Consider the following 21,442-nt stretch of genomic DNA (forward strand, 5'->3'; position numbering starts at 1 on the left):
ACTATCAAGTCCTACTTGCTCGCACCCAAACCGTGCATCGCCCAGTCGGTCCGGTGGCTTATGACTGCGTCAAAGTTATCGTCGTCAGGGATGGCAGCGCGATCCTGTTCAGCGAGTTCGGACAGCAGGCGGTCCGGCCGGGCGATGTGGTGGTGCTGGCGCCGAGTACCTTGTGCGGCTCCGAGCCCGAAGGGCACATCACCGTCACCACGATCTACGCCGATACCGACTACGTGATCGACCAGGCGTTCTGGCAGCACGTCGGCATCCTGCACGACCGGCTCGATGCAAGGGGCTTCGCGGAGAAGGTCTACTCCGATCCAGCGCAGATCCTGCGCCTCGGTGAGGACCGCACGGGCATGATGATGGCGTGGCTGGATGAGATGGTCGCGCTCAGCCTCGACGGGCAGTTCCAGCGCCGATTCCATCGGCTGCAAGCGCTCTGGTTCGCGATCATGGACGTGGTCGCCCCCTATGTCCGCATCTCCCCCGTACGGTTGACGCCGTTGCAGCGAGCACGCTCGCGCCCGGCGCCGCCGCGCACTCGACGGTTCACGCCGCTGCGCCGAGAAGCGCTGCTCGCGCGCGAAGCACTCCACGAGCACATCGCGCATTCGTGGACGCTGCGTGAGCTGGCCGAATCGGTGCGGCTTTCCCCGCAGCAGCTCACGCGGGTGTTCGCCGACGCGTACGGCAAGACGCCGATCGCGTATCTTACGATGCTGCGCGTGCAGGAGATGGCCCGGCTACTGCGCGAGACTGACCAGCCCGTCGCCGTCACGGGGCGGCAGGTCGGGTGGTCCAGCCGCTCGCGGGCGACCGAAGCGTTCATCGAGCATGTCGGGATCAGTCCGAGCCGCTACCGCGCCATGCGCCCCATCAGCACCGATCACCGGATGTGACAGACGCTCGTGCGGCGAAGTCGCGACGAGTCGAGGCCGTCGGACGATGCACGCGGCGTCTCGGTACTCGTCGGGTCGCTCATCGCGTACGGATCGACCTGCCGCGCCAGCATCGAGCAGCGATCGGTTGCCTTGCGCAGTCCATCGAGGAGATGCTGCAGATCCTCCAGTTGCACCGCGAGGGCATAGACCCGCTCGCTCAGATGCGCAACCCGCTCCCGCAACTGTCCACCCGCAATGCCTGGACCTCGGTGATAGGTGCGTCCCTCCGCAATCCCCTCGGGTTGCGTCTCCTCGCTGACTCGGAAGAACCAATCTTCCTCGCAGCGCTCCGCCAGCGTTGAGTTGCTCCGCGAGCGTTCGGCACGGCTCGGCGATGCCGTAGTGCCCGTCGATCATCTCCTCGCCCTGCGGCGTGATCCCAGGCAGGTCGGTCTCGTCAGGTTCCGGCAGCGCACAGGAGCGCAGGTCGCCATCGATAGGCACTCGACGGTCCTGCTAGCGGCGAAACTCGTGCGCGATCGCGGAGCGCTCAGCGCGATCCAGTGACAGCACCTTCACGGGCCAGCCCCTGCCCCGTCCTCTGCGGATGGGCTCACGCCAATCAGGTGCGCTGATGACGGCGCTTGAAACCGGCCGTCAATGTAGGTTGACGCGGCGAGCCTCGCTTGAAAGACGTGTGGCGGCTCAGGAGCCGGGAGGAGCCGAGCAGGGTCGTCGGATCTTGTCGGACGCCAGCTGTCTTGTGCCGGTTGGGCGACGGTGATTCGGCAGTGACTGGGGGGTCGTCGGGGTGCGGGGTGGCGTGCACCTGGCAGGTGATCAGCCGACGCAGGGCTCCGGTTCGGGGTTCCTCGGCCGGGTTCTCCGACCTGCCGGAGCACTCATGAAGGACGCTTGGCCTGGTCGCACCTCGCCGCTAAGGACCAGGACTCGGGATCGGCGAGACTATGGACCTCGGCTCTGTGTGTGTACAGGTCGGAGCCGGAGCGCTAGGAGGAGGCTGGTGAACCTCCGGTGAGGACTGCGAAGGCATTTGACGGCGATCACCGTGCCGACCAGGGTCGCGACGGGGCCGACGTCGATGGCGGACAGCCCGACCTATCTCATGACATAGAACCCGACGCGGTCGCCGCCTGCACCTCTGGAAGAGGAACGCGGGTGATCTGCTGCGATCACGCCCACGATTCTCTCCCTGCCCGACCCCTCACCTGCTGGCGTTGTCTTTCAGGATCGGCGAGAGTAGCGTAGGTCGCACCTGCGCGAGCGCTCCTATGCATCTCCGTAGCGTGGGTCCTGGCCGAGCGCACGTTTCTAGTCATGCGTGCGTAGGAGGCCGGAAGTGGCGGATTGGACTATTTCGTCAGTCGCATCAGCGTGGGGGCTGGTGATGGCGCTCGCTCCCGTCTTGCAGATCGTGCGCATGCTTCGACTGCGTTCATCAGAGGACGTGTCACTGGGCTACTTCTGGCTCCTTTTGCCCGGGTTCTTGCTGTGGGTGGCTCACGGCTACACCACTGGAGACGCCTTCCTCATGATTCCGAACGCTGCGGCCGCAGTCACTGCAGTCTGCCTGATCGTTGTCGCAACCCGTCTGCGAAGCGATCGCACGTCATCTCAGCACGATATGCCTGACCACAGGAGGTCATCATGATGGAAAGCACCGCCCTTCGTCGCGCTCTGGCCGAGGCCACTCTGACCCGTGCAGCGCTCTTGGAAGGCTTCGAGCACACGGTCGATCCGCTGCCGGACAGCGGTTCGAGCTTCTTCGTTCACCCCAGCGAACTGTGCCCGGTGGCGTGCCAGCACTGCATGTACGCCTCGACGATGGATGCGAAGTCGGATCAGTCGTCGCTGTCCGACCTCGACGCGCGGCGGGTCGTCGAGTTCATCAACAGTTCTCGTTCGCAGAAACTGAACATTTCCGGTGGAGGCGAGCCCTTCTTGCGCTTCAGCGTCATCGAGAAGCTCGTGTCATCGGTCGATGTCCCTCGCATCGAGATCGTTACAGCCGGGTACTGGGCGAAGAGCCAGCGTCGCGCGGCGGAGCTCATTTCTCTGGTCGACGCGGCGCGGTTGCGCAACCCCCATCGGCCCGACGTGCTGCTGAGACTGAGCATCGATAGTTACCACATCAACGCGCCGCGGCCGGTCAAACTCGAGCATTACGCCAACGCGGTCAACGCGTGGCGAGGCCTCGGTACGGGGATCCGATTCGGGCTGCGCAGCATCCAACCGGACCTCGACATTGTCGACCAACAGTTGGCCACCACGCTCGGCGGGACGGTCGAAGAGCTCGACCGCTGGAACCGGGCCATCGTCGTTGGCGCTGATCGGATCCCGATCACCTTCAATGTCTTCCGCGAGAGCGGCGCGGCAGAGGACCTCCCAGCCGAGGAGCGAGCTCGCATGCGCAAGGCCTCGATGACGATGGAGGACTACTATTCCCCCTTCGAGACCAGCGAGCATCGGCTTTCACTGGCCACAGCGATCAACGACGCGATCCGAGGCAGCTACACCCCCGATGACGGGCTCGCGGTGACCCTGAACTCCGACATGCGGTTCTGGATCTTCACTGGCACCGCGCCTGACCGGTACCTTCGGCTGCAGGACCAATCGTTTGCTGACGCCGTCGCCTACTTCTTCGCGGACCCGATCACGCACATGTTGGTCAACGAGGGCATCTGGACACTGGCCGACATCGTCGCCGAGCTTGATCCCCAACGTCAAGCCGCGGCCATGGCGAAGAACGACACTGCGAGTCTGGTCGACGATCTGCTCGGCGACCCGAGCACCCTCGCCGCCGTCACACTGATCGCCATACACCGCATGCGAACACCGGGCCTCGGAGACCTCGGTGCAGGGCACCCTCTGCGGGAACTCCTCGAGACCGATGACATGCTCGCTGACTGCCGCGAGGCCCTGGAGGTCTCGCGATGAAGATCCCTACCTTCCATGCCCGCTCGTCGCGGATCGTGCGCATCTACGACGGCAAGGACACGCTGAAGACGGTACGCCTAACCGGCATCGGACGTTCGACGATGAGAACCCACGTTGGCCAGCTCGGTACGATCCTGGCAGAGCACACCTACGAGATTGTTCGCAGCGGCACTGCGCATCCTCAACCGATCCTCTGCGTGTTCATCCTGCGGGGCGGAGCCCTGCTGTACCCGGCGTTCTCCGCAAGATTCACCCAGGCCGACGTGTGCTTTCTCGGGATGCGACGCACCGACGACGGCGTCGCCTGCGAATATGCGACTCCCATTCCTCGCCACGATTACCATGCCGTCGTCCTCGTCGACTGCGTCATCGGCACCGGGGCCACCATCACCGCAGTCCGTAAGTGCCTGAAGCCAATCCAGCGAGAAAGCAACTATGTGGCTACCCTCTGCTCCTCACGACAAGCGACAACCCAGCTCGCCGACGATGGGCTGACCGTCATCGGGATGGCACTGGACGAGAAGCTCGAGGATGGTCTTGTCCTCCCCGACCTGGGGCATCTTGATGCCGGCGACTTGTTCTCGGAAGCGTGACCGCATCGCCATCATGAATGCCACCCCTGAGCTCGACCATCAGCTCCTCGACACGGTCGAGCGAATCATCCGCATGGTCGTTGACGAGGAGATCGAGCTCATCAAGCATGGTCTCGATGTCAGCGCCGTGCGATGGAAGAGCGCCCTTCAGGTCGTGACCGACACCGATCTGCGAATTGAACGACGTTTGGCTACAGCGCTACGACAGGTCCTACCCGGAGGCGTCGTCGGCGAGGAAAGCGGAACTGAAGACGCCTGGGCACTCGACGGACACACGTGGATCATTGATCCCATTGACGGCACAGCGGAATTTGTCAATCACTCAACCGCGTATTCGACGGTTGTAGCGCTCTGGAGCCACGGCGCGTTGGAAGCCGGATGGATCTATGCTCCCTCAAGAGCCCAGATGTGGCGCACACGCCGCTCCGACGGATGCCAACTCAATGGGTATCACGTGTTGCGTGATAGCACAGCAATCGGAATCAGCATCACTGCGGAAGAGTACATCAGAGACGGATTGCGACAGATAGTCCAGCATATAATGGCGGCGGGTGTCCATGTCTTTCCGTGCACGACGGTATCGCTGGACTACACCCGTATCGCTGCTGGCGAGCTGGCTGGAGCCATCTATGACTGGGACAAGCCCTGGGACCATGCGGCCGGAGTACTGCTGTGTCAGGAAGCTGGACTGCAAGTAATGCACCTCGACGGCAATGCCTATGACCCCGCACGTCGTTGGACTGCGCCGCTCCTTATCGCCACACCGCAGTGCTGGAACATCCTGGCGAGCCTGGCCAACCATGCACGGGCGAAGGCGTCTCTTCCGTAGCCACGCGGCAAGATCGACCGGGCACAGCTGCTTTGCTGGCCAGGGACCTGTAGACGTCGAAAATGGATGGGCGTGATCCGCGGCTGCCGGGCTGTCGTGAGCTCGGCAGCTTCCACGAGGAGACGGGTGCCGGAATCGGCACCACCGCCGAAGGCTGGACGTCCTCTGGCAACCGGACGCGTGCGCCTGGCCGCGATCGTAGGTCTTCTCTGCCTCTCGTAGGCTCACGCGCGAGGCGCAGCCCTACGATAGGCGGCGTCTATGTATCGCGTCTTGCGAAGCGCAGCGTTGCGGGAACGGCGGCCGCGAGCGTCCAAGCGACGACGATGAGCCAGCACACGATGGCCGGGGGCGCTGCGTCGGGGATCGTGACGTACCAGAGGGCGTAGGAGGCCATGTCGGGCAGGAAGTACCAGTTCTGCCCCTGCAGCAGCGGGCTCACGATCAGCAGGTAGACCAGCAGGATCGCCGCCGCCGGGATGGTCTTGCGGATCAGGAGTCCGACGGCCGCGGAGAGAAGCGCCATGCAGGTGAGGTAGCCGGCCGCGCTGAAGACGATCCGTGCCACCAGCGCGACGTCGAGATCGCCGATGACCGTGCCGCTGGCGACGAGCACGGTGCCGATGCTGATCACGACCGTCAGCAGTGCTGCGGCGAAGACCATGATCGACAGGGCCGTGTTCGCCGCTAGTCGCTGGATGATCCGATTGGGCACGGCGATGAGGGTGGTGCGGATCTGGCCGCCAATGTACTCCGAGGTGGCAGCGATGACGCCGAGGAGGAAGAAGCCCACTTGTGACCAGCCGAGGGCGACGACGCCGAAGTCGAGGACGTTCACGGCATCGGCGGTGCCTGCTGGTCCCGTCGTGAACTCCGCTTCCCTGACGAACAGGAGCGAGAGCAGGACGGTCAGCGCGATCGTCCCTGCGAGCGTGTACCAGATCGCGGTCAGCGACCGCAGCTTCGACAGCTCGGCGCGGGTGGCTGCGGCATAGGTGCTGAACGCGCTGCGGCGCTGTGTGCCGACACCGTCTCCGGTCAGCGGGGTTGTTGTGCTGTTCACGTCAGACGTCCCTTCTGGAGAAGACGGCGGTGGCGGTGACGAGCAGTGCGACCACCCAGGCGGCCATGACGAACCCGCCGGTCAGCGGTGCCATGTGCACGCCGGTCTCGACGGTGGTGAACATCCGCATCCCGGCAAGATCCGGAAGGTAGTTCGCGGCGGGGATGGACTGGGCCAGCAGGTAGGTCACAGTCACGGCCGAGGAGTTCGCGACGAGGACCGCCATCGGGATGATGCCGTTGCGGGTGAGCACGGTCAGGCCGAAGCCCAGCAGCGCCATCAGCACCCAGTACACGAGGGCCCCGCCCATCCGACCGAGCGTGTCGGCGTCGAGCGGCGGCGCGGCACCGTCCTCGACGAGCAGACTGACCGTCGCGAAGACGGCGGCGATGGCGAGCACGGCCATGAATGCGGTGGCGATCACGACGGCGACGATCTTGGCGATCAGGAGCCGGGTGCGTGAGGTGGTCGCCGTCAGGGTCGTGGTGATCTGGCGTCCGCTGGCCGACTCCTCCCCCTCGGTGGTGTACTCGCTGCCGATGGCGGCCACACCCAGGACGATGGCACCGACGACTCCGATGGCCAGCTCCGAGAAGCCGGTGTTCTCCCCCGGCGTCGAGGTCAGGCTGGTCAGGACGGAGATGCCCACAGGCACGATGAAGCCGGCCGCGAAGGCGATCCAGACGAACGGGAGGCTCGCGAGCTTCGACAGTTCCGAACGCAGGGTCCTCATCAGCGGCTCACCTCGTCAGTGAGAGCGAAGAACGCCGACTCGAGGTTCGGGTGCCCCCCGGTAATCTCCTCCAGTGTCCCGTTCGCGACGATCCGACCCTTGCGGATGATGACGACGTCGTCGACGGTCTCGGACAGCTCGCCCATCAGGTGCGAGGACAGCAGCACCGTCCGGCCCTGCTTCGCCTGGTCGCGCAGGAACAGGCGGATCCAGCGGATGCCCTCGGGATCGAGGCCGTTGACCGGCTCGTCGAGGACGAGCGCCTCGGGGTCCGCCAGCAACGCAGCGGCCAGGCCCAGCCTGCGCCCCATGCCCAGGGAGTAGGTGCTCACCCGCTTGCCGGCGGCCTCGCTGATTCCCACTGTCTCGAGGAGCTCCTCGACCCGCTGATTGCCGATCCCCGCAGCACGGGCGACCCACCGCAGATGGGCACGACCGGTGCGTGATCGGTGCGCGCCGGAGCCGTCGAGCACCGCCCCCACCTTGCGCAGCGGGTCGCGCAGGGTCCGGAAGTCCCGGCCGTCAACCAGGGCGGTGCCCGACGTCGCACTGTCGAGGCCGAGCAGGATCCGCAGGGTCGAGGACTTGCCTGCGCCGTTGGGACCCAGGAACCCCGTCACACGTCCCGGCTTCGCCTGGAAAGAGATGTCCGTGAGAATGTCCTGAGCGCCGCGGCGCTTCGATAGTTCGTTGAATGTGAGCATGGCTCCATGTCAGCACTCTGCTTGCCCCGGCGCATTAGCCCGCGGTGCAGTCTCTCCTCGGCGTCTTAGACCTGGGTCTGAGGACTTTGTTGCAGCTGTTGCCTAGGCTGGGAGCATGGAGAATGAGCAACGACCGAGTTGGACGTCGTGGGCGTGGCCTGCGGCGTTCATTCTGCTCGCGCTGCTCATGCTGCTCCTGCTCCTCTATCCCCTGACCCTGGGCACCTGGTGGGCGATCACCGTCTTCGGCGTGCTGGTGGCCGGCGTCCTCGCCTGGGCATGGTGGCGGACCCGGCAGCAGCGGATCCACTACGAGGAACGGTTGGAGGCCTGGGCACGCGAACGCGCGGTGATGGATGAACGGTTCAAGATCGCCCGCGAGCTCCACGACCTCGCCTCACACGGACTCGGCGTGATGACCGTCCGGGCGTCGACGGCGAAGTTCGCCGATGAGCAGGAGCGGCTGGTGGCCTTCGACGACATCGAGCGCATCGGCCGGCAAGCAACCGATCAGCTGCGGAGCATGCTCAACGTCCTGCGGACCTCCGACTCGGATGCGCCGATGCGCCCGCTCGAGGGCATCCCAGACCTCGCGGGCATCGTCGAGACGGCCCGGCAGGCGGGAGTCGACGTCGATGCAGCGATCGAGAGCACGGAGCTCGAGGACCTCTCCCCCGAGCTGCAGGTGACCATCTGCGCGGTGGTGCGCGAGGCCCTGTCGAACACGGTCCGCCACGCCGGTCGCACGAGGGCCCGTGTAGCAGTCAGCGCGCAGGACGACCGTGTCAGGGTCGATGTCGCCGACGACGGACCCTCACCGGGCTGGCGGCCGCACCCGGGCACAGGACACGGACTGGCCGGCTTGCGGGAGCGAGTAGCCGTCCACGACGGCATGCTGACCGCCGCCCCGGCCGAGGACGGGTTCAGGCTCGTCGCCGAGCTGCCGAGAGGACGAGCCTCGTGAGCGCGGCGGAGGAGGAAGAAGAGATCCGCGTGCTGCTCGTCGACGACGAGCCGCTGCTGCGGCGCAGCCTCGGCATCGCGATCGACCACGAGCCGGGCCTGCGCGTCGTCGGCGATGCCGGCAATGGAGCAGAGGGCGTGGCAAGGACGCGCGAGCTGCGCCCGGACATCGTGCTCATGGACATCCGGATGCCCGAGCTCAACGGGATCGACGCGACCAGGCACATCACCGCCAGCCCCGAGCTGAGCAGCACCCGTGTGATCGTGCTGACCATGTTCGAGATGGACGAGTACGTCTACGGCGCTCTCGCCGCGGGTGCCAGCGCGTTCCTGCTCAAGGACGCCTTCCCCGGCCAGCTGACCGACGCGATCCGGCGAGTCCACACCGGAGAGTCCCTCTTCGCCCCGCAGATCATGCGTCGCCTCATCGACAACTTCGTCGAGCGGCCCAGGGCCAGGACGGCGAAGAGCCGGCCGGCGGGGCTGACGGATCGGGAAGAGGAGGTGTTGGTCCTGATCGCCCGGGGGCTGTCGAACACGGAAATTGCCAGCGAGCTGACCGTCACCATGCACACCGTCAAGGCCCATATCGGGGCCCTGCGGTCCAAACTCCACGCCCGCGACCGAGCGCAGCTCGTCATCGCCGCGTACTCGCACGGACTCGTCGACGCGCACGCCGGTGGCTAGTCAGAGGCGGACATCGGCGCGGTGCACGACCGTGTAGTCGTCGACCACGGCGAGCTCCCCCACCGGCGCGTCATCTACCTCGACCCAGGCGTGGGCGAGAAAGGGATTCATTGAGAACCCGGTGCGCCAGTTCGGGGCAGATCCACGTGAGCGACAGAACAGCACGACGGCGACGGACCTCTGCAGACAGCCCTGGCCGGCACAGCGACGACTGAGTGCGCAAACGAGGTCCCGGGCATAGAGTGCTTCTTCGATTGTCGCTGCACGTGGTGCAGACCTGCAGATGGACTCCAGAACCGACTGGAGGCGATCAGGTGAAAGCTGGATCATCACCCTGGCCAGGCAGATCGCAGTCCAGGCGCGGACGCGGTGCCGATGTACCGTGTGACCCGAGGTCATCCCCGGGGCACCTTGACGAGGTCTGCAGATCGTAGATTGTCGATCAGGGCATCGATGTCGGCGCGGACCTGATCCGCCCCGACGCCGTATCGTTCAGCGACAGTGTGCGAAGCCGCCTCACGGGTCGAGCCCTCGAGAAGCAGCTTGAGGCAGATCGTCCCCACCTCGTTGAGCCTGTAGTACGCCGCTCGGCGGCCTGCCCCGGTGAGTACCGATTGCCCGTCAGCCTCGCGGAGCACCACACCGCGCTTAAGTTGTATATTCATATTGCCCTCCTCAATGAGCAAGCGATCCGAGCGATTCGGCACTGCGCAACCAGCGCTCGGCGACAACGATGCTCTCGACGTCGAATAGGCCGACGTCAGAGCTACTTGGTTCGTACAGGGCGCTCTTCACCATGTCCGGTTCTACCAGCCCGGAATCGACGAGACGACTGTCCTGGAACTCGCGGACCAGCTCGGCACGCTGACGTCGGTGCTCATCGTAGACGTCGGTCGTGAAGTCACCTCGCCCGCGCTTCGTGAAGAAGCCTGCCGGAGCGATGTCGGAGACCGCTGCAGCCAGCAGCGACTTATCCAGGCGATCGTCCATTCGCATGCTCGCCGGTGATCGCAGAGTGGCTTCGACGACGCGCTGATCGGTGAAGGGGGCCTGCCAGTGGATGTCGGGGAAGATCTCGTCAAACTGTCGCAGGATCCCACCCTGGAAGGAAATGGACTCGATGACCTGCTGGCCGAGAGGATCCGTGCCGAGCGGCTCGAGTCCGCGGTCGATCACTTCGGCGAAGGCCTCCAGGATGAGCTCCCGCCCCTGCTCGCTCATCCAAGCCGGGAAGCTCACTGGCGGAAACCAGTTGTAGGCGTCTCTGGCTTTCCAGACGCCGGTGCCATGAAGGCAGTCGAGTGCACGAGTCAGATAGTCCTGGTAGGCCTCCTGGTCGAAGACAGCTGCGAACATGCTCCTGGGATCGGATTTGCTCTGTGCATGAAGCCGCCATGCGGCGCTCAGAGCGACGCGCCGACCCTCGCGCCGCAGGCGTCGGAAGATCCCGGGGATCATGTCGAAGAGCTCGTCACCGCCGAGCCCGGTGAAGTGCGTCGCCGAGCCCTGGGCTGCCACTTCTGGGACCAGCGCGCGCAGGTAACCATGGGAACCAGCCCACACGAGCGGACCTTGGAGGACCGAGGCGGGGTCCTCGTCATGCTCTAGCGTGAACGCTGAACTCGTCTCGGCCAGCGGCGGGAACTCGTGAAGGCTCAGGCCGAAGACTTCTGCCACGTGCCGGGCGCGCCGGCTCTCATCGTTTGCATCGTTGAGGGAGGACGTCCGGAATGTCCGAAGCTCCTTGTCGAGGGTGTCGAGTAGGAAGCACAGGCTCGTGGAGTCGAGCCCGCCTGACAGGTCCGCGCTGATCATGCTCTGGCCGTCGGTCGAATCACTGATTGTCTGCTGCAGAGCGAGCCGTACCGCGGCGGGGCCGCTGGAGGCATCTAGGTCCTGTGCGGGCTCACGCCACCACCGCACCGACCGCGGAGGAGCGGAGCCGTCGAAGTGCAACCAGCTGCCGATTTCTGCGGCCGCGATCGACTTCCACGGAGTGCGGGGAGCGAAGGATTGAATCGGTCGAGAGTTCATCAGGGAGAGCGCAAGAGAGACTTGGTCGATCTCGGGCCCGATCAGGCTGTGCAGGATCGTGAGCGTATTGGAGGCCAGGGGGACCCCGCCGACCATGGCCCAGAAGAACTGGTGTTGAGTGCTCAAGGTGCCCTGGGCACGAACTCCCGCAGGAGTACTGGCCAGGAAGAAGGAGGTCGCGCCGATCTCTCGAGCGAGAGCGTCCAGGCTCGAGAAACCGTTCCCGGATACGCGAGCGGACTGGAGGATCTCCTCCGTGGGTCGAGGTGACGCGATGATGGCATTCGAGGAGATCTGCCTCTGCGACCACGCATGAGTGTCGGAATCGAAGATCCAGGGCCGACCCGAGGTATGGAAGACCGCCGGCTTGAGTCCGAGACTGCTCAATTGCTGCGTCAGGGCGTCGCTGATCCGGATGTCGGGAACCATGGCGAAACTCATGTCGATGGCGTGCCTTTCATCCGTTATCGACAGGGGCAGGATTGGGAAGGTGCGGGTAGAAGTGACCTCCTACCCGCACCAGTGGTTCATGGCGGTCAGCCGATGAACGTACGGCCGCCGAAGAGATCACGGTGGTCCCACCAGGGGTAGCCGTTCGTCTCCTCGCGGAAGCCGCCGATCTTCTCGAGCGCCGGAGCGACATAAATCGGAGTAGCCATATCAGTTCACCTCCTCTCAGGAGTCATGCCGGCGAGCCAGGAGGCATCGATGCACCCAAGGCGTCGGCGAGGTCGCAGACCTCGCACGACGTCGTACCGGCAACCTGTGCCGAATCTAACATACTTACGAGACGTCGTGTAGTCTAAGTTCGACGGTCGTCGCCGGAGCATCCGGCGGTGCCCATTGCGCCGATGGGCCGCCAAGATTGTCGCGTGACCTGCGATTTACCGCTCCAGCTGCGTGAATCGCCGTCCCGGTCCGCGCGCTGTCAGTGGCCTGCCGGTACGCTGACTACCGAATGGGCGCGTGTTGAAGCTCGCTCGATGGATCGAAGAGGAGCCATGGCAGACGAGCGACGACAGGGGACAGTCCTCAAGGATGCGGTGCAGCTGCTTCGCGGGACGCGGGGGAACCTCACCGCGGCCGTGATCGTGAGCCTGCTGGGGGCCGCGGCATCGCTGGGCCTGCCGCTTATCGTCAACCGGATCGTCGCCGATGCCGGATCTGATGGCCTCGGCGAGACGGCATCGACGTACGCCTTCTTGGCGTGCGGGCTGCTGCTGGCCGCCGGTCTATTGGGGGCATTGCAGCAGTATCTGCTCCACCGCCTCGGAGAGAACGTGGTGTTCAATGCCCGGCGCAGGCTCATCCGTGCGTTGCTGCGTTTGCCGATGCACGAGTTCGATCAGCGCCGAACCGGAGATCTTGTTTCGCGAGTCTCCAGTGATACCACCGCCGTGCGTTTCGCCCTGTCTCAAGGAATTCTCGCTGGCGTCGGCGGCGTCGCGACGATGGTCGGGGCCATTGTGGCGCTGGCCCTGCTCGACTTGGTTCTATTCGCTGTCACCGTCGGAATCTCCTTGGCTTTCGTGCTGATCACGATAGTGATGGCTATCGCTGTACGTCGGGCGAGCACCTCGCTCCAAGCGACTGTCGGTCGGATGACCGCGGCTGTCGATCGGGCCGTTACGGGAATTCGGACCATCCGTGCAGGCAATATGACCCGGCGCGAGGAGGAAGTCGTCATCGGCACGGCCCGTGAGGCGCGCGATGCCGGCATCCGGGTGGCTCGGATCACCTCTGCCCTGGAGCCGATGTCGATGCTGGCTCTCCAGGTAGCTGTGCTGGCCGTGATCGGGGTCGGTGGGTACAGGGTCGCCAGTGGGGATCTGTCCGTCGCCGACATGGTGTCGTTCCTGATGTATGTGTTCCTGCTCGTGGCTCCTCTCGGTCAGATATTCTCGGCGATCGGCACGCTGGGAACGGCTTTGGGGGCTCTGGACCGGATCAGGGAGATCCAGGCGATACCAGGTGAGTCACCGGGCGATTCGGATCGCGCAGGCCAAGGTGCCGCTCGGGGGCCGATCAGCGTCCGTTTCGACAATGTCGATTTCAACTACAACGCGCCGGGCAAGTCACACACTGCAGGCGCACTGCATGCAGTCTCGTTCGAAGCCCTGCCCGGACAGAGTCTTGCCCTCGTTGGACCATCCGGCGCTGGCAAGTCGACAATTCTCAGCCTTCTCGTGCGGTTCTACGAGCCATCCTCGGGCAGCGTGGTCCTCGATGGCCGCGACATCTCTCAGTTGTCGCCGGAACGTGCCCGAGAGCGCGTGGCCTACGTCGAGCAGGATGCGCCCGTTCTCCCTGGGACGATTCGGGACAACCTGAAGCTCATCTCCCCCGATGCCTCAGACGACGCATGCTGGGATGTTCTCGACGCCCTCGAGCTTCGCGAGCTCGTCGAAGCTCATCGGGACGGCCTGGACACCCTGGTCGGTGAGCACGGGGTGACGCTGTCGGGTGGAGAGAGGCAGCGCCTGGCCATCGGCAGAGCCCTTCTTGCCCAGCCGCGACTCCTGCTCCTGGACGAGACGACTGCCAATCTCGATGCCAGGACCGAGACCGTCGTGCGCGGAGCAATCCGCCAGCTCTCGTCCGAGTGCACGTCGGTCACGGTTGCCCACAGGCTGGCCACGGTGATGGACGCCGACAGGATCCTGGTCATCGACGGAGGTTCCGTTGTCGCCTCGGGCGTCCATGCCGAGCTCGTGGAGACCAGCCCGCTCTACCGGGAGCTGGCTCGGAGCCAGCTGCTGGTGACGTGAGAGGTCAGGAAAGCCCACGCAGGGACAGCTTGGTCGATGCGCCCCGATATCCGAGGCGGCTGCCGCCGCTGACGTCGAGGATCGAGCCCGTGGTCCGGGTGGATCGGCGCGACAGCAGAAATATCACCGCGTCCGCCACCACGGCAGGATCGGCGACGTCTCCGAGTGCCGCGTAGCTCGACATGTGGTCTCGCGCGTCCGGGTTGGAGAACAATGGATGACCGTTGTCGGTGAAGCCGGGGACCACGGTGTTGATCCTGATCTTCCGTGCACCGAGCGCTTCGGCGGCATGGAACGTCAGTGCTTCGAGGGCGGACTTGCTCATTGCATAGACGATGTCGCCGGGGCTCGAGAACGCGGTGCCGGCAGAGGAGATGTTGACGATGCTGCCTCCCTGGCGCATCCGGCGCGAGAGTTGTTGCGACAGGATGAACGGTGCGCGAACGTTGACCGCCATGTACCGGTCGAAGTCCTCTTCGCCGGCAGACTCGAAGCCCGGTCCCAGCAGCAGGGCTGCGTTGTTGACGAGGCCGTGCAGCACCGCGTCGCCGTGGGTCGCAAGGTACTGGTCGACGGCGTCGCAGACGGACCGCAGTCCGGCAGGCTCTTCGAGGTCAGCGGCGATCACCGAGCACCGGCGGCCCTCGGCCTCGACGGCCTTGCGTGTGACCTCGGCGTCCGAGGGGTGGGAACGATACTGACCGACCACGTCGTAGCCTTCGCGGGCAAGCGCGATGCAGATGGACTGGCCGATGCCACCGCTGGCCCCCGTGACGGCGACGAGCGCTTTTGGCTCTACCGTCATGGGTGGCCGCCTTCCCATCGGATCGACGATGTCAATTGCACTGCAGCTCGCTCGAGGAGATCCGGTGCCCGGTGCCATTCGCCAGTAAACGCGAGCAGGTCCTTCGTCCCGAGACCTGCAGCGGTGAGGATCCAGGCTGTGTCCTCGATTGAAACTCCCTGGCGGACCTCGCCAGCGGTGTCTGCTTCATGCAGCGCGTTGGAGGCGAACCGCTGCCATGTTCTGAAGGGGTTGATGTTCCGCTCAGGGAAGCAGTGGTGGGACTCGCCGGCGATGCGGACTCCGGCTCTTACACAGACGTCTCGCTCGAGGTTCTCTCCGACGTACCGGAATGCCAGGCGCAGCCGTTCCAGCGGGGTCTGGGAATCACGGGCGGCTCTGACCTGGGCGTCTCGCATGCTGTTGCCCTCGTGGGTCAGAATCTCCGAACCCAGCATGTGCATCGAGCATTCGGAGAGGTCGACAGCAGGTTGGCTGTCGTCGTCGGCCGCTCTGCGGATGTCATCGAGGGTGACGGTCTCGAAGGGCCTGGCTTCCAGGACGGTTGCGGCAATGTCGAGGAGTTGTCGGCAGGCCTCGTTACCGGTGGGCCCGGTCATACCGGTTCCTCCTTCGCGAGGTGGGCTGTGACGCCGACGTTCGTCGAGGTGCGCGCCTGGACCGTGATGTTCCTGAAGCGCATGCCGCGCAGTTCGATGCCGTGGTCGCGGCTGATGGTCATCACGCTCTTCATGTCGGTTGGGAGTGGCTCTGGGGTGCTTGCGACCCGGATCGTCACTTTCCTCATCCACAGGAGCCCGGTGCGACCGTTGCCGTGGCGCAGCTGGATGAGGGCCTGAGCGAGTTGCCCCATGGTCACGAGGTAGTCGACGACCGTCAGCGCCGGCCAGAACGCGCCTTCGACACCGACGGCCCCGGCTGGCTCTATGGATCTCGATGTGAAGGTGTGCTCCGCAGCTATCCGGCCTTCCTCAGGGCTGTAGTCCACCAGGGTCGAGCGTGCGGCTGTCTTCTGGTAGAGGCCGCTGTACACGTCACCAGCGGTGACGATGTGCGACCGGCCGGCATCCGGCACAGAGCCTCGAAGAATCGAGATCTTCGAGCGGATGTTGCCGGTGGTCGCATGCACGAGGCTGTGCCCGACCCCGTCGCAGTTGAGGAGCCCAGCGTCGCGCTCGAAGCGAACGGGGACATCGGAGAGGTCGGTCCACGGTTCGGCTCCGGCCCTCAGCTCGATCTGTGCGATCCGAGCTCCTGTCGTCGTCGGATCTGCGCTCGAGAGTGCCATCAGAGGGAGGACGACTGCGTCGATCGTGCTGAGGTGGGGCTGCCGGCTGGCTCCACCGGGGTCGACTGACCAGTCCCTGGGATAACGGATCCGAGCAGCCTGCGAAATGCGACCTTCGTCGTCTTCCTGGGGCACGCCGAGCAACTCGTGAGCGACCCCGCGGTACCCGGCACCGAAGAATCGTTCGTCGGCCGGGCCGAGGAGCTCCTCTAGGTCTCTCGGCTGCGTATCGGCGTCGCTGTGCATATGGTTACACTACCGTTTGTAACTCTGGCCGACTACACCTTCGTGGCAACAGACGCGGCGTCCTACCAACCGGTATAGTGTCGTAAATGAGTCACAAGGTCGAGGGACGCCCCAGGGACGCATCCATCTCGCGCGCGCTCGTACGGGCAGCCGAACGCCGGATGGAGTCCGACGGCTTCTCCAAGCTCACTGTAGACGGGATCGTCAGCGAAGTGGGCACCACTCGCCAGACGTTCTATCGGCGCTACAAGAACGTGTCGGTCCTCGCTCTCGAAGTCCTGCTCTACCGCTTCGGCGGCCAGGAAGCGGTCGACACTGGCAGGCTTGAGTCAGATCTGCTCGAGCTGCAGCGCGGTGACGTCGCGATGATGACCAGCCCATTGGTTCAGAAGAACCTTCCAGGCCTCTTCGAGGACATCCGAGTCGTTCCGGAAGTGCGAGAGATCTACCTGGACCGGATGATCCGACCGCGTCGCAACAACGTCCGTGACGTACTAGTCCGTGCACTAGACCGTGGCGAGCTGACGAATGTCGAGGTGGATTCGGAGTACATCTGCGACTTGTTGTTCGGCCCACTGCTCGCACGGGTGCTGTTGCCAACGGGGTTGCCGCTTGATGACCGGCTCGCTCGGCAGACGGTCACCACCGTGTTGCGCGAGATGCTTTGAGTCGCAACTGTGACGATCAAGCCCCCGATGCAGCTCGACGTTCATCTTCGAGGTCAGCGCCCTCAACGGCGACTTCCAACGCATCAACGACGAGGTCGCCCAGCGCGCGCAAGATACCCAGATTCCTCGGAGAGGAGGCCTGGCATAACGAAAACACACCGGCCTGCACGCCGAGGTCTATTACTGGGCCGACATGGACGTCGCTCCAACAGCTCATCGGCACCCACCGGTCGCGAAGTCGCGGTTCGGAGAACTGCTCGGTGCGTACCGGGTCGTGATTTTGGAGGTGCATTCAGTCTACGGCGACCCGGCCCTCCGCCTGGAGCACACGCCCGGGCTGCAGGAGCGGTCATCAGTGTCATCGCCGGTCTCAGCGTCTTTCCGACGACCCCGATCACAGACGATGCCGTGGACGAGCAAGGGGAAGATTTGAGACATGAAACGCAGGTTTCGCGAGGTCGATGTGTTCGACGCGGTCCCCTGCACCGGCAATCCCATCGCGGTGGTCCTTGACGAAGAAGGGTTCGATAGGGAGGCGATGCGGAGGTTCTCGGTCGGGTCGAACCTGTCCGAGTGCACCTTCGTGCTGCCCCCGACAGAGCCGGGCGCACCGAGCGGCCGTTCGCCGGCCACCCGACCCTGGGGACCGGTGGGCCTGGCTGGACGCGGGAGGCGTTCCCGTGAAGCCCGGCGTCGTGATGCAAGTGCCGAGTTGCAGACGCACTACCAATCTTGGGAACGGCGCTCGAGATCGTAGCCGTGGCCGTGCTTCTTACCTTGGTTGCCCTCCGCGCGGTCAAGCTGCGGTGAGACATGGAAACCGGCAATCGGAGCACTGCGAGTGATCCCAGTTCATGTCCCAGCTATACGATGCCAAACCCCGTCTGAGGAGTACATGGAGTAGGTCAGAGCCGACCAAGACTACGCTCAATTGGCGAGCGAAGCAGGAGGGTCGACGCAGATGCCAATAGGGAATGGCGGGCGACCGTGGTCAGCATACGAGGTGCTCCTCGCTCGGACGCGGACTATCCATCGTCCTGTCGCACCTATCGCGTACGACTGCGTGAAGCTCATCGTCATCCGTGACGGCAGTGCGATCTTGCTCAGCGAATTCGGGGAACGACCGGTCTCTCCCGGCGACGTGGTGCTGCTCGGCGCGAACGTGCTGTGCGGCTCGGAGCCGGAGGGATACATCACCGTCACCACCCTGTACCTCGACACCGACTACGTGGTGGACCAGTTCTTCTGGCAGCACGCCGCCGTTCTCGCCGACCGCCTCGACGCCGAAGGACTGGCCGAGGCGGTGTACTCGGAGCCAGCGCAGATCCTGCACCTTGGCAAGGATCGCACGGGGATGTTGATGCCCTGGCTCGACGAGCTGGTGGCGTTGAGTGTCTCGGGGCTGTTCCGGGAGCGGTTCCACCGGATGCAGGCTCTCTGGTTCTCCGTCGCAGACGTGTTTGTGCCGTTCGTGCACGTCTCCCCGGTGCGTCTGACACCGTCGCAGCGGGTACGCACGCGCCCGGCGCTGCCTCGAGATCGGCGATTCGCTCCGTTGCGGGAAGAGGTGCGGCAGGTCGCTGACCTCCTCCAGTTGAACCCGGAACGGTCGTGGACGCTGCGGGAGATGGCCGACACGGTGCACCTGTCCACATCGCAGTTCGGGCGTGTGTTCGCTGACGCCTACGGTCTCTCACCGCTGGGGTACGTGGCGATGCTGCGCGCCAAACGACTGGCCGAGCTTCTGCGCGAGGGCGACCTGCCCGTGGAAGAGGCCATGCGCCGCGTCGGGTGGCGCAGCCGCGGGCACGCGGCCCGGCTATTTCGCCAACATGTTGGCACGACCCCGTTGCGGTACCGAAAGCGCAGCCGCGGCCGCGCGTAGGCGGTGGAAAGATTCGGAATGCACTGAGTTTGCGAGCGTTCGCGTGATCATTCCGGTTTCTCGACCTCGACGCCCTGTGTTCCGGCTTATAACTGTTGGTCTACGTCAGGTGCGCTCGACTGTTCCTGATGGCCAACCTACCGCTCCATCCGTTCGCTGACCGTCTCGACTCGCCGGATGCCCTGGCGCACCTCACGGGTGCAAGGCCAGCCATCGCCCCTGATGGCTGGCCTCCAGGGAGGAGGCCGGACGATGGTGACGAGGGAGGAAACCCGCCAGGCGCGGGAGGCGAAGCTCGACGAGCTGCATGAACGCCTGACCGGTGCGGTCGAACAGCTCGTCTCCGGCGACGACTGGGGCCGGGCGCTCGCGTTCGCCGCACGGTTCAGGGCGAGATCGTTCTCCAACACCCTGCTCATCTGGGCACAGCATGCTGCGGCTTACGAGGCGGGTCGGGTGCCGGAGCCGGTGCCGTCGTATGTGGCCGGGTATCGCCAGTGGCAGACCCTGGGCCGGCAGGTGGAGAAGGGTCAGTCGGGGTTCATGATCCTCGCCCCGGTCACCGGCCGATTCGCCACCGCGACACCGTCTGACCCGGAGTCGTGGCGGCGGCTCGGCAAGGGCGAGAAACCCCGCCCCGGTGAGGTGGTCCGGTCGAAGATGATCACCGCCAAGCCGGCCTACGTGTGGGACGCCTCCCAGACTGCCGGTGAGCCGATCCCGGAGCCGCCGGCACCGAAGCTACTGGAAGGCGAAGCACCGGTGGGGTTGTGGGATGGTCTGGCCAAGCTGGTTGAGGAGCGCGGGTTCGCCGTGCTGCGGGTACCGCATGAGGGGATGATCCACGGCGCCAACGGCGTGACGGACTACACCGCGAAGACGGTCGCGGTCCGGGAGAATATGGACCCTGCCGCTCAGGTGAAGACGCTCGCCCACGAACTTGGGCACGTCCTGCTGCACGGCCCTGACCAGGAGGATGCCCGCCAGCATCGCGGCATCGGGGAGGTGGAGGCCGAATCAGTCGCGCTGATGATCGGCGCCGCCCATCGGATGGACACGACCGGGTACACGATCCCTTACGTGTCGACCTGGGCTGCGCGGGTGGACGGCAAGGAACCGGTCGAGATCGTCAAGGCCACCGGCGAGCGGGTCCGCAAGACCGCCCTGACGATCCTCGATCAGCTCGACACCGCCCAGGTCGGTGACGGCACTCCACCGGGTCTCGACCGTGAGACACCGCACCGCAACCAGCCATCCCATGAGCGCTCCGCACCCGAACGTGCAGCGTCGGGCAGGCAGGTCCAGCCCCTGCCCGAAACGGGTCCCCGGGCCGCGGCCAGCGCGGCCGTGATGCAGGGACGGGATCTGTGATGGCCGCTACGGACGCGCTCGCGGATGTGCTGAGGCAGATGACCGGGCCATGGACGGTCTCCGACGCAGCACGCGAACTCGCCACCGCAGGCGTGCCGGTGTTCCCGTGCGTGCCGGGCCGGAAGCGCCCGCTCACCGAGCACGGGTTCCACGACGCCACCACCGATCCTGGCCAGGTGGAGGCCTGGTGGCGGACGCACCCGGATGCGAACCTCGCTGTCCCCACCGGCGCCACCTCCGGGATGGTGGGGGTGGATGTCGATGTTCACGCCCCCACCGACGGGTACGAGGCGTTTGAGCGCGCCCACCGTGCCGGCCTCGTGTCGGGGTGGGCGTTCCTGGTGTCCACGCCGTCGGGCGGGATGCACGCCTACTACCCGGCGACACCGGCCCAGACGCAGCGCTCGTGGCAGGCCGCGCGCGCCGGTGTGGACTTCCGTGGCGACGGCGGCTACATCCTCGTCCCACCTTCGATGGTGTCCATCAGCGGTGCAGCTGTCGGCTACCGGGTGCGGCAGATCAATAGCGGCTCCTCAGCGACGCTGGATTCGGACCGGTTGCGGGAGTTCCTCGACCCGCGCCCGACGCCGCCGCCCAGGACGGGCAACGACGTGCAGCGGTCCTTGGATGTGTCGCGGCTGGCGACGTGGGTCGCTGCCCGCGGCGAAGGGGAACGGAACCGGGGCCTGTTCTGGGCCGCCTGCCGACTGGCCGAGAACGGTGCCCCGGCCCCCGAGGCGCTCGATGTGCTCGCGGCCGCTGCCTCGCAATCGGGGTTGGGCGAGCGGGAAATCACCGCGACCGTCCGCTCGGCCTACCGCACCATCCTGCCCCCAGCAGGCCCTTCGTCATCAGTGCAGGGGTCGTCGCGGGCCGCGGACGGGTGGTTTGCTCTCGAGGCGACCGTGCGTCCGCCCACTCCGGTGCGTGGGCTGCCATGACCGTCCCGACCAGCCCGGCAAG

General features: G+C 65.4%; 24 protein-coding genes. 13 read left to right on the plus strand and 11 right to left on the minus strand.

Annotated features, from left to right (window positions below):
* Nucleotides 1-53: 53 nt before the first annotated feature.
* Nucleotides 54-902 carry a helix-turn-helix transcriptional regulator gene (locus tag JOF44_RS03715; protein WP_209887516.1) on the plus strand — a complete coding sequence of 283 codons (849 nt, stop codon included), beginning with the start codon at nucleotides 54-56 and terminating at the stop codon, nucleotides 900-902.
* Here the strand turns inward: JOF44_RS03715 and JOF44_RS03720 are convergent.
* Nucleotides 890-1,078: a hypothetical protein gene (locus JOF44_RS03720; RefSeq protein WP_209887519.1), complete on the minus strand. Its 189-nt coding sequence runs from the start codon at nucleotides 1,076-1,078 to the stop codon at nucleotides 890-892. The genes JOF44_RS03715 and JOF44_RS03720 overlap by 13 nt on opposite strands.
* Before the next feature lie 1,166 nt (nucleotides 1,079-2,244).
* On the opposite strand from JOF44_RS03720, the gene JOF44_RS03725 reads away from it, so the two are divergent.
* From JOF44_RS03725 to JOF44_RS03740, 4 genes are read left to right on the plus strand one after another with little or no spacing between them, the layout of a single operon-like run.
* Nucleotides 2,245-2,556, plus strand: a complete 312-nt coding sequence (locus JOF44_RS03725) for a SemiSWEET family sugar transporter (RefSeq protein ID WP_342591657.1) — start codon at nucleotides 2,245-2,247, stop codon at nucleotides 2,554-2,556.
* On the plus strand, nucleotides 2,553-3,842 hold the full coding sequence (locus JOF44_RS03730) for a 4Fe-4S cluster-binding domain-containing protein (RefSeq protein ID WP_209887521.1): 1,290 nt from the start codon (nucleotides 2,553-2,555) through the stop codon (nucleotides 3,840-3,842). The genes JOF44_RS03725 and JOF44_RS03730 overlap by 4 nt, the downstream gene beginning before the upstream one ends.
* Nucleotides 3,839-4,435, plus strand: coding sequence for a uracil phosphoribosyltransferase (locus JOF44_RS03735; RefSeq protein ID WP_209887524.1), 597 nt, complete (start codon nucleotides 3,839-3,841; stop codon nucleotides 4,433-4,435). The genes JOF44_RS03730 and JOF44_RS03735 overlap by 4 nt, the downstream gene beginning before the upstream one ends.
* A 13-nt stretch (nucleotides 4,436-4,448) precedes the next feature.
* The gene (locus JOF44_RS03740) at nucleotides 4,449-5,264 is read left to right on the plus strand and encodes an inositol monophosphatase family protein (protein WP_209887527.1); all 816 of its coding nucleotides are present in this window, start codon (nucleotides 4,449-4,451) and stop codon (nucleotides 5,262-5,264) included.
* Nucleotides 5,265-5,523: 259 nt separating this feature from the next.
* Here the strand turns inward: JOF44_RS03740 and JOF44_RS03745 are convergent, their stop codons facing one another.
* From JOF44_RS03745 to JOF44_RS03755, 3 genes are read right to left on the minus strand one after another with little or no spacing between them, the layout of a single operon-like run.
* Nucleotides 5,524-6,327 carry a hypothetical protein gene (locus JOF44_RS03745; protein WP_209887530.1) on the minus strand — a complete coding sequence of 268 codons (804 nt, stop codon included), beginning with the start codon at nucleotides 6,325-6,327 and terminating at the stop codon, nucleotides 5,524-5,526.
* A gap of 1 nt (nucleotide 6,328) precedes the next feature.
* Entirely contained in the window at nucleotides 6,329-7,060 is a 732-nt protein-coding gene (locus JOF44_RS03750) for an ABC transporter permease (RefSeq protein ID WP_209887534.1), read from the minus strand.
* On the minus strand, nucleotides 7,060-7,764 hold the full coding sequence (locus JOF44_RS03755; protein WP_209887537.1) for an ABC transporter ATP-binding protein: 705 nt from the start codon (nucleotides 7,762-7,764) through the stop codon (nucleotides 7,060-7,062). Before JOF44_RS03755 ends, JOF44_RS03750 begins: the two co-directional genes overlap by 1 nt.
* Before the next feature lie 187 nt (nucleotides 7,765-7,951).
* Between JOF44_RS03755 and JOF44_RS03760 the strand changes: the two genes are divergently transcribed.
* The gene (locus JOF44_RS03760) at nucleotides 7,952-8,728 is read left to right on the plus strand and encodes a sensor histidine kinase (protein WP_209887540.1); all 777 of its coding nucleotides are present in this window, start codon (nucleotides 7,952-7,954) and stop codon (nucleotides 8,726-8,728) included.
* A complete protein-coding gene (locus tag JOF44_RS03765; RefSeq protein WP_342591658.1) occupies nucleotides 8,725-9,414 on the plus strand; it encodes a response regulator in 690 nt (229 codons plus the stop codon). Before JOF44_RS03760 ends, JOF44_RS03765 begins: the two co-directional genes overlap by 4 nt.
* Here the strand turns inward: JOF44_RS03765 and JOF44_RS03770 are convergent, their stop codons facing one another.
* The 4 genes from JOF44_RS03770 to JOF44_RS03785 form a co-directional block, all read right to left on the minus strand.
* Complete coding sequence (locus JOF44_RS03770) at nucleotides 9,415-9,813, minus strand: lasso peptide biosynthesis B2 protein (RefSeq protein WP_209887543.1); 399 nt, start codon at nucleotides 9,811-9,813, stop codon at nucleotides 9,415-9,417. It lies immediately after the preceding gene.
* A complete protein-coding gene (locus JOF44_RS21225) occupies nucleotides 9,810-10,079 on the minus strand; it encodes a PqqD family protein (protein WP_377785227.1) in 270 nt (89 codons plus the stop codon). The genes JOF44_RS03770 and JOF44_RS21225 overlap by 4 nt, the downstream gene beginning before the upstream one ends.
* 10 nt (nucleotides 10,080-10,089) lie before the next feature.
* Nucleotides 10,090-11,877 (minus strand): asparagine synthase-related protein, encoded by a 1,788-nt coding sequence (locus JOF44_RS03780; RefSeq protein WP_209887549.1) that lies wholly within the window; start codon nucleotides 11,875-11,877, stop codon nucleotides 10,090-10,092.
* Nucleotides 11,878-11,984: 107 nt separating this feature from the next.
* Nucleotides 11,985-12,107: a lasso RiPP family leader peptide-containing protein gene (locus tag JOF44_RS03785; protein ID WP_209887552.1), complete on the minus strand. Its 123-nt coding sequence runs from the start codon at nucleotides 12,105-12,107 to the stop codon at nucleotides 11,985-11,987.
* Between the two features lie 342 nt (nucleotides 12,108-12,449).
* Between JOF44_RS03785 and JOF44_RS03790 the strand changes: the two genes are divergently transcribed.
* Nucleotides 12,450-14,216 (plus strand): ABC transporter ATP-binding protein, encoded by a 1,767-nt coding sequence (locus tag JOF44_RS03790; protein WP_209887555.1) that lies wholly within the window; start codon nucleotides 12,450-12,452, stop codon nucleotides 14,214-14,216.
* 4 nt (nucleotides 14,217-14,220) lie between these two features.
* Here the strand turns inward: JOF44_RS03790 and JOF44_RS03795 are convergent, their stop codons facing one another.
* From JOF44_RS03795 to JOF44_RS03805, 3 genes are read right to left on the minus strand one after another with little or no spacing between them, the layout of a single operon-like run.
* A complete protein-coding gene (locus JOF44_RS03795; RefSeq protein ID WP_209887558.1) occupies nucleotides 14,221-15,021 on the minus strand; it encodes an SDR family NAD(P)-dependent oxidoreductase in 801 nt (266 codons plus the stop codon).
* Entirely contained in the window at nucleotides 15,018-15,620 is a 603-nt protein-coding gene (locus tag JOF44_RS03800; protein WP_209887561.1) for a hypothetical protein, read from the minus strand. The genes JOF44_RS03795 and JOF44_RS03800 overlap by 4 nt, the downstream gene beginning before the upstream one ends.
* Nucleotides 15,617-16,555, minus strand: a complete 939-nt coding sequence (locus tag JOF44_RS03805; RefSeq protein WP_209887564.1) for an AvrD family protein — start codon at nucleotides 16,553-16,555, stop codon at nucleotides 15,617-15,619. Before JOF44_RS03805 ends, JOF44_RS03800 begins: the two co-directional genes overlap by 4 nt.
* Before the next feature lie 86 nt (nucleotides 16,556-16,641).
* On the opposite strand from JOF44_RS03805, the gene JOF44_RS03810 reads away from it, so the two are divergent.
* The 5 genes from JOF44_RS03810 to JOF44_RS03830 all read left to right on the plus strand — a co-directional run bounded on the left by JOF44_RS03810 (nucleotide 16,642) and on the right by JOF44_RS03830 (nucleotide 21,420).
* Entirely contained in the window at nucleotides 16,642-17,223 is a 582-nt protein-coding gene (locus JOF44_RS03810; protein ID WP_209887567.1) for a TetR-like C-terminal domain-containing protein, read from the plus strand.
* A 436-nt stretch (nucleotides 17,224-17,659) separates the two neighbouring features.
* Nucleotides 17,660-17,980, plus strand: coding sequence for a PhzF family phenazine biosynthesis protein (locus JOF44_RS03815; RefSeq protein ID WP_245348840.1), 321 nt, complete (start codon nucleotides 17,660-17,662; stop codon nucleotides 17,978-17,980).
* A gap of 204 nt (nucleotides 17,981-18,184) precedes the next feature.
* On the plus strand, nucleotides 18,185-19,108 hold the full coding sequence (locus JOF44_RS03820) for a helix-turn-helix domain-containing protein (RefSeq protein ID WP_209887570.1): 924 nt from the start codon (nucleotides 18,185-18,187) through the stop codon (nucleotides 19,106-19,108).
* 252 nt (nucleotides 19,109-19,360) lie between these two features.
* On the plus strand, nucleotides 19,361-20,479 hold the full coding sequence (locus JOF44_RS03825) for an ArdC-like ssDNA-binding domain-containing protein (protein ID WP_209887573.1): 1,119 nt from the start codon (nucleotides 19,361-19,363) through the stop codon (nucleotides 20,477-20,479).
* Nucleotides 20,476-21,420: a bifunctional DNA primase/polymerase gene (locus JOF44_RS03830; RefSeq protein ID WP_209887576.1), complete on the plus strand. Its 945-nt coding sequence runs from the start codon at nucleotides 20,476-20,478 to the stop codon at nucleotides 21,418-21,420. The genes JOF44_RS03825 and JOF44_RS03830 overlap by 4 nt, the downstream gene beginning before the upstream one ends.
* Nucleotides 21,421-21,442: the final 22 nt, after the last annotated feature.

The organism is Brachybacterium fresconis, assembly GCF_017876515.1.
GTDB lineage: Bacteria > Actinomycetota > Actinomycetes > Actinomycetales > Dermabacteraceae > Brachybacterium > Brachybacterium fresconis.

Excerpts from the sequence above, each read along its gene's own strand:
- JOF44_RS03730 (WP_209887521.1), top strand. The coding sequence starts at position 2,553 with ATGATGGAAAGCACCGCCCTTCGTCGCGCTCTGGCCGAGGCCACTCTG.
- JOF44_RS03740 (WP_209887527.1), top strand. The coding sequence starts at position 4,449 with ATGAATGCCACCCCTGAGCTCGACCATCAGCTCCTCGACACGGTCGAG.
- JOF44_RS03735 (WP_209887524.1), top strand. The coding sequence starts at position 3,839 with ATGAAGATCCCTACCTTCCATGCCCGCTCGTCGCGGATCGTGCGCATC.
- JOF44_RS03770 (WP_209887543.1), bottom strand. The coding sequence starts at position 9,813 with ATGACCTCGGGTCACACGGTACATCGGCACCGCGTCCGCGCCTGGACT.
- JOF44_RS03785 (WP_209887552.1), bottom strand. The coding sequence starts at position 12,107 with ATGGCTACTCCGATTTATGTCGCTCCGGCGCTCGAGAAGATCGGCGGC.
- JOF44_RS03795 (WP_209887558.1), bottom strand. The coding sequence starts at position 15,021 with ATGACGGTAGAGCCAAAAGCGCTCGTCGCCGTCACGGGGGCCAGCGGT.
- JOF44_RS03815 (WP_245348840.1), top strand. The coding sequence starts at position 17,660 with ATGAAACGCAGGTTTCGCGAGGTCGATGTGTTCGACGCGGTCCCCTGC.
- JOF44_RS03780 (WP_209887549.1), bottom strand. The coding sequence starts at position 11,877 with ATGGTTCCCGACATCCGGATCAGCGACGCCCTGACGCAGCAATTGAGC.
- JOF44_RS03755 (WP_209887537.1), bottom strand. The coding sequence starts at position 7,764 with ATGCTCACATTCAACGAACTATCGAAGCGCCGCGGCGCTCAGGACATT.
- JOF44_RS03810 (WP_209887567.1), top strand. The coding sequence starts at position 16,642 with ATGAGTCACAAGGTCGAGGGACGCCCCAGGGACGCATCCATCTCGCGC.
- JOF44_RS03750 (WP_209887534.1), bottom strand. The coding sequence starts at position 7,060 with ATGAGGACCCTGCGTTCGGAACTGTCGAAGCTCGCGAGCCTCCCGTTC.
- JOF44_RS03790 (WP_209887555.1), top strand. The coding sequence starts at position 12,450 with ATGGCAGACGAGCGACGACAGGGGACAGTCCTCAAGGATGCGGTGCAG.
- JOF44_RS03760 (WP_209887540.1), top strand. The coding sequence starts at position 7,952 with ATGCTGCTCCTGCTCCTCTATCCCCTGACCCTGGGCACCTGGTGGGCG.
- JOF44_RS21225 (WP_377785227.1), bottom strand. The coding sequence starts at position 10,079 with ATGAATATACAACTTAAGCGCGGTGTGGTGCTCCGCGAGGCTGACGGG.
- JOF44_RS03805 (WP_209887564.1), bottom strand. The coding sequence starts at position 16,555 with ATGCACAGCGACGCCGATACGCAGCCGAGAGACCTAGAGGAGCTCCTC.
- JOF44_RS03800 (WP_209887561.1), bottom strand. The coding sequence starts at position 15,620 with ATGACCGGGCCCACCGGTAACGAGGCCTGCCGACAACTCCTCGACATT.
- JOF44_RS03825 (WP_209887573.1), top strand. The coding sequence starts at position 19,361 with ATGGTGACGAGGGAGGAAACCCGCCAGGCGCGGGAGGCGAAGCTCGAC.
- JOF44_RS03820 (WP_209887570.1), top strand. The coding sequence starts at position 18,185 with ATGCCAATAGGGAATGGCGGGCGACCGTGGTCAGCATACGAGGTGCTC.